The 9,847-nt window shown below is 27.3% G+C and carries 9 protein-coding genes; 4 read left to right on the top strand and 5 right to left on the bottom strand.

Translation table 11 applies throughout. The features are described from left to right. The 3 genes from RSF37_RS05835 to RSF37_RS05825 all read right to left on the bottom strand — a co-directional run. On the bottom strand, positions 1-324 hold a 324-nt coding region (locus RSF37_RS05835; RefSeq protein WP_332563459.1), incomplete at its 3' end, for a LysR family transcriptional regulator. 16 nt (positions 325-340) lie between these two features. Continuing rightward, entirely contained in the window at positions 341-1,372 is a 1,032-nt protein-coding gene (locus RSF37_RS05830; protein WP_332563458.1) for an FAD:protein FMN transferase, read from the bottom strand. A 239-nt stretch (positions 1,373-1,611) separates the two neighbouring features. After that, positions 1,612-2,097, bottom strand: a complete 486-nt coding sequence (locus tag RSF37_RS05825; protein WP_332563457.1) for an FMN-binding protein — start codon at positions 2,095-2,097, stop codon at positions 1,612-1,614. Positions 2,098-2,295: 198 nt separating this feature from the next. On the opposite strand from RSF37_RS05825, the gene RSF37_RS05820 reads away from it, so the two are divergent. Continuing rightward, positions 2,296-2,688, top strand: coding sequence for a NusG domain II-containing protein (locus RSF37_RS05820; RefSeq protein ID WP_332563456.1), 393 nt, complete (start codon positions 2,296-2,298; stop codon positions 2,686-2,688). 56 nt (positions 2,689-2,744) lie between these two features. After that, a complete protein-coding gene (locus RSF37_RS05815; RefSeq protein ID WP_332563455.1) occupies positions 2,745-3,218 on the top strand; it encodes a Gx transporter family protein in 474 nt (157 codons plus the stop codon). 37 nt (positions 3,219-3,255) lie between these two features. On the opposite strand, the gene RSF37_RS05810 is transcribed toward RSF37_RS05815, so the two are convergent. Beyond that, positions 3,256-5,037, bottom strand: coding sequence for a tetratricopeptide repeat-containing diguanylate cyclase (locus RSF37_RS05810; RefSeq protein ID WP_332563454.1), 1,782 nt, complete (start codon positions 5,035-5,037; stop codon positions 3,256-3,258). A gap of 139 nt (positions 5,038-5,176) precedes the next feature. Then, a complete protein-coding gene (locus RSF37_RS05805) occupies positions 5,177-6,268 on the bottom strand; it encodes a ribose-phosphate pyrophosphokinase (RefSeq protein WP_332563453.1) in 1,092 nt (363 codons plus the stop codon). A 305-nt stretch (positions 6,269-6,573) separates the two neighbouring features. On the opposite strand from RSF37_RS05805, the gene RSF37_RS05800 reads away from it, so the two are divergent. Both RSF37_RS05800 and asnB read left to right on the top strand, forming a co-directional pair. Beyond that, complete coding sequence (locus RSF37_RS05800; protein WP_332563452.1) at positions 6,574-7,788, top strand: multidrug effflux MFS transporter; 1,215 nt, start codon at positions 6,574-6,576, stop codon at positions 7,786-7,788. 165 nt (positions 7,789-7,953) lie between these two features. After that, on the top strand, positions 7,954-9,792 hold the full coding sequence (gene asnB, locus RSF37_RS05795) for an asparagine synthase (glutamine-hydrolyzing) (RefSeq protein WP_332563451.1): 1,839 nt from the start codon (positions 7,954-7,956) through the stop codon (positions 9,790-9,792). The last annotated feature ends 55 nt before the right edge of the window (positions 9,793-9,847 follow it).

The raw sequence follows: 9,847 nt of genomic DNA, 5'->3' as shown, positions 1-9,847 counted from the left end.
CATATTAGCAACTAAAAAATTAGCATATATACTTGAGTTTGTTATTCCGATTTCACTTTTATTCAAACTATTTGCATTTATCTCTTCAACTAAATTATTATGAGATAGAATTATTTCTTTCGCATAGTTATACAAAATTTCTCCTTGAGATGTAAGTTCAACACCTCTGTTACTTCTTTCAAATAACTTAGCACCAAGCTCTTTTTCTAGCTTAGATAATTGATGACTTAGCGCTGGTTGAGATATATGTGAATTATTTGCAACTTTTGAAATACTCTTTAATTCAGCTACTTCATAAAAATACTTTAAACTATCTATTTGCATGTATTCATCCCCTAATTTAATTTGAAAGTTTAAAACTTTCATTCATCATTTTAAAATTATCTTTTATTCCATCAGTTGTATATACATTTCTATTTTCTGTTATAAATACAGCATCCACGCCATCTAAGCTTTCAATGAATTTGATTCCCTCATCTAGTCCTTTAGTAAATACTAAAGTAGATAATCCATCTGCATCTACTGACTCATCTGCAATAATAGACACCCCTGCAAGTTCTGTTTTATATGGATATCCATCTTTAGGGTTTAATATATGGTGATACTTAACTCCATCCTTTTCTATGAATCTTTCATATATACCAGTTGTAACAACTGACTTATTTGAAACTTTAACACTTCCAACTACATTTCCTCTATCTGTGAAGGGGTCTTGAATTCCAACTTTCCACTCCTTGTCCCCTTCCTTTAGACCTAACGCATATATATTTCCACCTAAATCAACAATTGCTTCTTTCACTCCATTTTCTTTAAGTAATTTAACTATTTCATCAGCTGCATAGCCTTTTGCTATACTTCCAAGGTCTATCATCATACCTTTTTCTGTTAGAAAAACTTCTTTAGTATCTTCATTAATATTTACATTTTTATAATCTATTTTCTTTATAGCATCTATAATTTCATTCTTATTAGGAACTTTAGCTTCTGGAAGTCCAATACTCCAAAGCTTTACTAATGGTCCAATAGTTAAATCATATCCACCATTTGAAAGTTTTGAATATTCAAGTCCTTTCTTAACTATATTAAAACTATCATCACTAAGCTTGACTCCTTTAATACCTGCGTTATTATTTAATTCAGTTAGCTCTGTTCCCTCTTTATTAATACTAACTAAATCTTCAATTTCTATAACCCTCTTAAAAGCCTTATCTAAAATTTTCTCATTACTTTTATCATAAATCGTAACTTTTATTGCAGTTCCCATAAATAGCTCTGTTCTTGTTATAGGATCTTTTGATTTCTTCTCTCCACACCCTACAATCCCAACGACTAGCATTAATGTTACAAAAAAAGCAATAATTTTTTTATTCATAATACCCTTCTCCTCTGTACGCAAACTTTCCTTTTAATTCCATTTTGTTATTAATTTTATTTATACTTTATTAATATTGTTCATACTTATTTTATATTTTATATGTTTTTTTGCTAAAATACAACAATTTTATTTCTTTTTTTGGTATTTTTAATACTTAGTTAAATTTTTAACTATATTTTTTGTAAAAAAAGCCCCTTAACATAGTAACCTATGTTAAGGGGCTAATGTTTTAAAAACTATTTTGCTGCTTTAATTTCTACTAAAGCTTTTTCTGTTTTTCCTTCTTTTGCATTATTTACAGCTGCTGTAAATAATTCTTTAGCTTTCGCTGATGAAGAAGTAGCTCCTGTTACAGTATCTATATCTGCTGATTGCTTTTCAACAACCTTCTTTTCTAATTCAACTTCATATTCTGAAGGGCTTGTACCAGCTTTTTCCTTCATCATCTTATTGTAACTTTCGTCTTCTCTCTTGTTTCCGTCTTTTGTCTTCTCATTATAAGTTGCTTCTGTTATTTTTCCATCTTTAACAGTAACCTTTGCTAAAGCTGTTCCGCCTTTTTCATCTGCTTCCTTTGTTTCAGCTTCGTAAGTACCATCTTTGAATTCTGATGCTGTGCTTCCTTCTTTTGGTGCATCCTTCTTTTCTTCACCTGAACCACAAGCTACAAGTGATAATGATAAAACTGCTGTACATAGTATTGCTACTAATCTTCTTTTCATAAATTCATCCTCCTAAAGATATATAATTTAAAAATTAATCATTTCAAAATGGATTATACAACGAAATCGCCTATTAATATTAATATATATTTTTTATACAGTATAACTTTTTTCTATTACCCCTTTTTTTTTATATAATTTAAAATCAAGGCATAGCTTTAAAAAAGCTATAATTACATTTTTTAGGAGAAATATTGGATGAAGCTTTTTAAAAAGTTGGATATTGTTATTATAGTATTTCTTGTTATTTTATCATTTACTCCCCATTTTATATTAGGCAGTAAGATTTATAAAAATTATTCTTCTACATATGCTAGTATTAAAATTTCTGGGAATCTTTATGATAATATACCACTTTCATCTTTTAAAGGTGAAAAAACAATTACTATAGATACACCTCATGGGAGTAATAAACTATTAATAAAAGATAATACAGTTCATATAATTGAAGCTGATTGTACTGATGAGCTTTGTGTTAAACAAGGCACAATTTCTAGAGTTTCTCAATCATTAGTATGTTTACCTCATGAACTAATAATAGAAATTAAAGGAGATGAAAGTAATAGTGATGATATTATACTTTCACATTAAATATTATGAATTTTACTAAAACTAATAAAATTGTTTATATGTCATTGCTTGTATCTATGGCTTTAATATTATTTATAATTGAAAATATGATACCTGTGCCATTTATAACACCTGGTGCGAAACTTGGACTTGCAAATCTCATTATTATGGTTTCAGTTTACACTTTAGATAGTTATAAGGATTCATTTACTGTATTAATTTTAAGACTATTAATATCAACAATGGTTGGCGGTAGCCTTTCTACATTAATGTATAGCGCAGCTGGTGGTATTTTGAGTTTTATTATAATTGTTATAGTAAAAGAACTCGGAGGAAAATATGTTTCTATTATAGGTGTTAGTGCTGCAGCTGCTGTATTTCATAATATAGGTCAATTAGCTGTTGCATCAATTATCCTTAAAAATATAGGGGTATTTTTATACTTACCTGTACTTTCAATAGCTGGTATTGGTACTGGAATTTTTGTAGGCTTGTCAGCTAATTATATGATACAGCACTTAAACAAACTTCCCTACTTTAGATCTAATTAAAAAAGGTTGTATCAAACTAATTTGATACAACCTTTTTTTAATTATCTTTAATTAGAATTCTATTTTTACCATTTCTTTTTGCTTCGTAAAGTAACTCATCTACCTTATTCACTATTTCATCTATTGATTCACCATTCCAGGATGCAATTCCTGCACTAAATGATATTCTAACCTTACTTTTAAAGTATTTGCTATTTAACTCTTCTCTTATACTATCTAAAACTATCTTTGATTTTTCTTCATCAATACCAACAAAAGCTATAATAAATTCTTCTCCACCAAACCTTATAATTATATCTTTTATTTCTAGTCTATCTTCTAATGTTCTAGCTAAAACTTTTAAAACTTCATCTCCAAAAATATGTCCATATTTATCATTTATATACTTAAAATCATCTATATCTAAAATTCCTAAAGAGAATTCTACTTTCTTATTTATTAAATCTGATAAAAGTTTATATCCATATGATCTTGTCTTTACTCCAGTTAAATAATCTTTATTAGCTATTTCTCTTAGCTTATTTTCACTTATATTTTTCTTTTTTAGTATTTGCATCATTCTTGCTAATAATGAAATTAACACTATTATCATAATAAAAAATATCATATTGCTCTTTTTAACACTTTCAGATTCTCGTCTTAAATTTTCAACAATACTTGCATTTAACTTATCATTTACTTTTAAGCTATTTTCTAGGAAATTATTAAAATCCCACATTTTTCCTATATCATTACTTGCATTATAATAAAGTTTATAATATTCATTCAAATTTATTTTAACATTATTTCCCTCACAGAACTTTATAAAATTATTCACTGTTTTTATCAATCTACTTTTATCATCTAATTCACTATAAAGTTCTATTGCTTTTTTATAATACTTTGTAGCTAATTCATTATCTTTAACTTTTTCATAATACTTAGCATATGAAAAATAGGTTGAAGCTAATGCATGCCTATCTTTATTATCATTTGCATATTGTTCTGATACCTTTAATTCATTTAAAGCTGTATTAAGATTCCCTAAATTTATATTAGCTATTGCAATATTAAGTATTAATCCTTCTGAAGTGCTTGTACCTCTAAGCCTGTCATTTTTTAAACTTATTTCATAACATTCTTCTGCATATTGTTTCATAAGACTATAATCTTCTATAAGTTCTGCATAAAGCATATTACTATATGCTATTTTATCTCCTAAAGTATTTTTTAATTCTTCTGACATATCAATAGCATTTAATTTATTATAATACTCTTTTGCGTTCTCCTTTAACTTATATTCAGAATATATGTTTAAAAATATTGAATAAACTAATGCTTCAGTATTTTTAATTTCTTCTTCTGTTAACAAATTATTTTTACTAGAATTAATAAGTTCTAATAATTCATTTGCTATAATAAAACCATCTGAATGTTTTCCCATTCTAAGCATAACCCATGCCATATGCTTCTTTTCAGCAATTATGTAAAACTCTCCACCATCAACTTTTTTATAATTTTCAATGGCAATTTCATAGTATTTTTTAATATCGTCATAGTTACTTTTTATTGCACTAATTTGAACTAATGCAGAGGCGTACATCCCCTTCTCTAATGGATCCTCTGCCTTTGACATTAAATCCAAATACTTCTTTTCACTATCTTCTATATCATCAAACACACTATTACTTACTAAATTTATTTCTTCTAATGTACTTCTTAGACTATCAGATTTTACTTTTTTATTATTAAATTCAAATACAAAAATAATACTGCCAATACATATTATAATGACTATAACTATTATTATGTATTTCCCTATTCTTTTTTTCTTCCCCATACGTTTTTTAATACACTCCTTTAAAATAAATCCCTCATATAAAGTATACTAAATTTTTCTATTAAAAGAAAATTATAATGTTTTATATAAAAATAAAGACACGAAAATAGTTTCCGTGTCTTTAATAGTTTTAAAGATATTATTCTTTTAATAATTTGTTTATTACTTCAGTCGCATCCATATACTTAGCGATTGATTGACCGTGATTTAATCTATTAATGATTCTAGCTAAGAACTCTGACATATCAACAGCATCAAACCATTTTGCATTATTTAAATCTTTTGGTACATATGTTAAATTAGTTGAATAAACTTTTGTTATTATTCCTTTTTCGAAGAATTCATTAAACTTTTCAAGACCTTCTGTAAAGAATGCAAAAGTAGTTGCAACATATACGTTTCTAGCATTTCTTTCTTTTAATTCTACTGCTATATCTAATACTGACTCTCCTGATGCTATCATATCATCAACTATTAGAACGTCTTTACCTGCTACATCTCTTCCCATGTATTCATGTTCTACAATCGGATTTTTACCATTAACAACTAATGAATGATCTCTTCTCTTGTAGAATAATCCGACATCTACACCTAAAACACTTGAATAATAAATAGCTCTATCCATTGCTCCTGTATCAGGACTTATAACAAGTAATTTTTCTTTATCTAATTCTAAAGTGGCTTCATTAGAAATAAGTGATTTTACGATATCATATGTTGGGTATATATTTTCAAATGATAGTAAAGGAACTGAATTTTGTACATTTGGGTCGTGAACGTCAAATGTAATTATTTCATCAACACCTAATCTTTCAAGTTCTTGAAGTGCTAATGCACAGTCTAGAGACTCTCTTCCCTTGCGTCTATGTTGTCTTGATTCGTATAAAAGTGGCATTATTACAGTTATTCTTGCAGCCTTTCCTTTTATAGCTGATATTGTTCTTTTAATATCTTGGAAATGTTCATCCGGTCCTTTATGATTCGTGAAACCAAACATCTTGTACTTACAGCTGTAGTTTCCAACATCACATAATATGTAAATATCTTTTCCTCTAACTGTTTCAGAAATTTTAACCTTTCCTTCTCCGTTAGAAAATCTCACTTCATTTGTTGGTACTAAAAATGACTTTTCAAAATTTCTTTTATTTTGAATGTACTTGTCAACAGCATTACCTAATTCCTTACAACTTTCTAATGCTATTATTCCAAGTTCATGATTAAATTCACTCATTTCTTTCTCCCCTTTTCAATTATTTTATATAATATCTTAATTATAAAAAGTTTAGACACATAACAGTATATATCAAAACTCTCTATCTATAAATATATTTTGATAATAAAATTACATTTTATTCGCACTTTATGTAAATTAATTGCATTTATTTACATAAAACTACAATAAATCCAACATACTTTTGCTTCCATTGACATTAATGCTTATTTAATATTATCATTTTCTTATGCTAAAATTTAATATTGTAATGCTTATGTTTTAATTTAATATGCTTTTTAACTTATTTAATTAAGGAGATTTTAATGAACACGAAAGATAATAATTCAATTAACAAACAAAAATTTTTAGGTAACAAAGGCTTTATTATATTTATAGGATTTTTAAGTGCCTTTGTTCCAATGTCAACTGATCTATATTTACCCGCATTACCAAGTATGTTAAATGATTTTCATACAACTGAACAAATTTTGAATTTAACCATAACATTCTTTTTTGTTTTTTATGCAATTGGTATGCTATTTTGGGGTCCTTTAAGCGATAAGTATGGAAGAAGAAAAATTCTTATTATAGGAACATGCTTCTACTTCATAGGAAGTCTTATGTGTGCTTTATCAGATACAGTACCACTTCTTATAGTTTCACGTATTGTTCAAGCAATTGGAAGTGGTGCCTCAGTATCAATTTCAACTGCAATGATGAAAGATTTATATACTGGTAAAAAGTTAACATCTATGTTAGCTTTAGTTCAATCAATTGCTATGACTACTCCTGTAATTGCACCTTCATTAGGTTCGTTTATATTGCAGTACACATCATGGCACGGAATCTTTTGGGTTTTAACGGTAGTAAGCTTAATTGCATTAATTGGAGGTTTCCTACTTCAAGAAACTTTAGATACATTTAGTACAGGTACTATTATTCAAGTATTTAGTAAACTAAAAGTAGTTTCTAAAAATCCATCATTTTCACTTTTAGTGTTTATATTTACAATTACAGCCCTTCCATTAATGGCTTATATAAGTACTTCATCTTATATATACATAGATGGTTTCCATTTAACGGATCAAACTTATACTAAATATTATTCATTTACTGCAATATTCTTAGTACTTGGTCCTATGTTTTATATAAAATTATCTAATAAATTTAAAAGTAATATTATTATGACTTGTTGTTTTATAGTTTTAATAGCAAGTGGGATTATACTAATTATATTTGGTAATACATCACCACTAGCTTTCTCATTATCATTAATACCAGCAATGTTTTGTGGTAATATGTTAAAGCCACCTAGTACAAATTTAATACTAGCCCAGCAAAATGATAATATAGGTTCTGCTTCTTCCCTTCTTAGTTTTTCAAATACAATAATGGGAAGTATCGGAATGATTATTATTACTTTAAACGTAGGAAATAAAATAGTAGCAATAGGTGCTATGTATTTAATTATTTCTTCAATTAGTCTTCTATTATGGATTACTCAAGGAAGAAAATCTTTTATAAAACAAATAGATTAACTATTTATAAAGACATAAAGATATGCGATTTTTATTTCATATCTTTATGTCCTTTTTAATTAAAATATATTATAAGAAGTTACATATTAGTGTAACTTCTTATAATAATTTATCATATTTTAACTTATAAAAAATAAATTTAATTTTGAAAAGAGGTATTTATATATGTGTGGAATTGCAGGTATTATAAACTTCCATAAAAATATATGTAATGAAAAACATTCTTTAGAAAATATGGTTAACACTTTAGTTAAAAGGGGCCCTAATGCCTCCGGATACTATTATTCTAATAATGTATGCCTAGGTCATAGAAGGCTTATTGTAGTTGATCCTAAAGGTGGACTTCAACCTATGAGTAAAACAGTTGGTGGATATAAATATACTTTAGTTTATAACGGTGAATTATATAATACAGAAGATCTTAGATCTGAACTTATGGCAAAAGGCTTCACTTTTGATTCCTACTCTGATACTGAAGTACTTCTTACTTCCTATATATGTTTTGGAATAGATTGTTTAAAAAAATTAAATGGTATATTTGCATTTGCTATTTATGATGAAAAAAATGAAATAGTATTTCTAGCAAGAGATGCTATGGGTGTTAAACCACTCTTTTATATTATGAAAGATAACAACTTTATATTTGGTTCTGAAATAAAAACTCTTCTAGCTCATAACATGGTTAATGCTGAAATTGATAAGGATAGTTTAACTGAAATATTCGCCCTTGGTCCTTCTATATCACCTGGCAGCGGGATTTATAAAAACATTAAAGAAATCCCTCCTGCTAATTATTTAATTGTTAATAATAGTGGCTTTTCTCTAAAAGAATATTGGCAGTTAGAAGCTAAAGAAAATACAGAAAGCTTAGATGATATTATAATGCATACTAGAGAGCTTTTAATAGACTCTATTAAAAGGCAGCTAGTTTCAGATGTTCCTTTATGCACATTTCTATCTGGTGGCTTAGATTCTTCTGCAATTGCTGCAATTGCATCATCTGAATATAAAAAGAAAAACCAACAATTAACTACCTATTCAATTGATTATGAGGATAATTATAAATATTTTAAATCATCATTATTCCAACCAACTTCAGATCAATATTGGGCTTTAGTAATGTCTAAGTTTTTAAATACAAATCATAAAACTGTTACTTTAAAGCAACAAGATTTAGTTACTTCATTGGAAGATGCTGTACATGCTAAAGACTTACCTGGAATGGCTGATGTTGATTCATCCCTATATTTATTTTGCAATGAAGTAAAAAAAGATTTCGTTATAGCATTATCTGGAGAATGTGCTGATGAAATATTTGGTGGTTATCCTTGGTATACAAATAATGATATGAAATATTTAAATACCTTCCCTTGGTCTAGATTTATAAATGATAGAAAATCAATTTTAAATAACGATTATAAATCTCTTAAAATAGAAGACTTTTCAAATGAGCAGTACTTATCATCCTTGAATAAAGTTCCCCATTTAGAAAACGAATCTTTTGAAGATTTTAGAATGAGAGAATTATTTTATCTGAATATAAAATGGTTTATGGTTACTCTTCTTAATCGTAAAGATAGAATGAGTATGGCAAATAGCTTAGAAGTAAGGGTACCTTTTGCTGATATTAGACTAGTTGAATATGCTTTTAATATTCCAAGTAAAATAAAATTACTAGACGGTAGAGAAAAAGGGTTACTCAGAAAATCTCTTGAAGGAATACTTCCAAATGATATTATTTATAGGAAAAAGAGTCCATACCCTAAAACTCACAACCCTTTATATACTGATCTTGTATGTTCTTTTATGAATGATATTCTAAATGATAGCAATTCACCAATTTTAAGTATCATTGATAAAACAAAAGTTAAAGAAATTGTTGATTCTAAAGGATCATCTTATACTGTTCCTTGGTATGGTCAACTTATGACAGGCCCACAGCTAATTGCCTATTTAATTCAATTGAATACTTGGCTTTTAGATTACAATGTTAAAATTATTTAAAAGATAATATATTTTTACCTTTCTTTTCTTGTGTTTTTTTCTTATTAATTACTAA

Source organism: Clostridium sp. (genome assembly GCF_036643715.1).
Taxonomy (GTDB): Bacteria; Bacillota; Clostridia; order Clostridiales; family Clostridiaceae; genus Clostridium.
The sequence above is the reverse complement of the archived record's forward strand: the minus strand, read 5'-3'. Positions and strand labels throughout refer to the sequence as shown.

Excerpts from the sequence above, each read along its gene's own strand:
- RSF37_RS05830 (WP_332563458.1), bottom strand. The coding sequence starts at position 1,372 with ATGAATAAAAAAATTATTGCTTTTTTTGTAACATTAATGCTAGTCGTT.
- RSF37_RS05825 (WP_332563457.1), bottom strand. The coding sequence starts at position 2,097 with ATGAAAAGAAGATTAGTAGCAATACTATGTACAGCAGTTTTATCATTA.
- RSF37_RS05820 (WP_332563456.1), top strand. The coding sequence starts at position 2,296 with ATGAAGCTTTTTAAAAAGTTGGATATTGTTATTATAGTATTTCTTGTT.
- RSF37_RS05815 (WP_332563455.1), top strand. The coding sequence starts at position 2,745 with ATGGCTTTAATATTATTTATAATTGAAAATATGATACCTGTGCCATTT.
- RSF37_RS05810 (WP_332563454.1), bottom strand. The coding sequence starts at position 5,037 with ATGGGGAAGAAAAAAAGAATAGGGAAATACATAATAATAGTTATAGTC.
- RSF37_RS05805 (WP_332563453.1), bottom strand. The coding sequence starts at position 6,268 with ATGAGTGAATTTAATCATGAACTTGGAATAATAGCATTAGAAAGTTGT.
- RSF37_RS05800 (WP_332563452.1), top strand. The coding sequence starts at position 6,574 with ATGAACACGAAAGATAATAATTCAATTAACAAACAAAAATTTTTAGGT.
- asnB (WP_332563451.1), top strand. The coding sequence starts at position 7,954 with ATGTGTGGAATTGCAGGTATTATAAACTTCCATAAAAATATATGTAAT.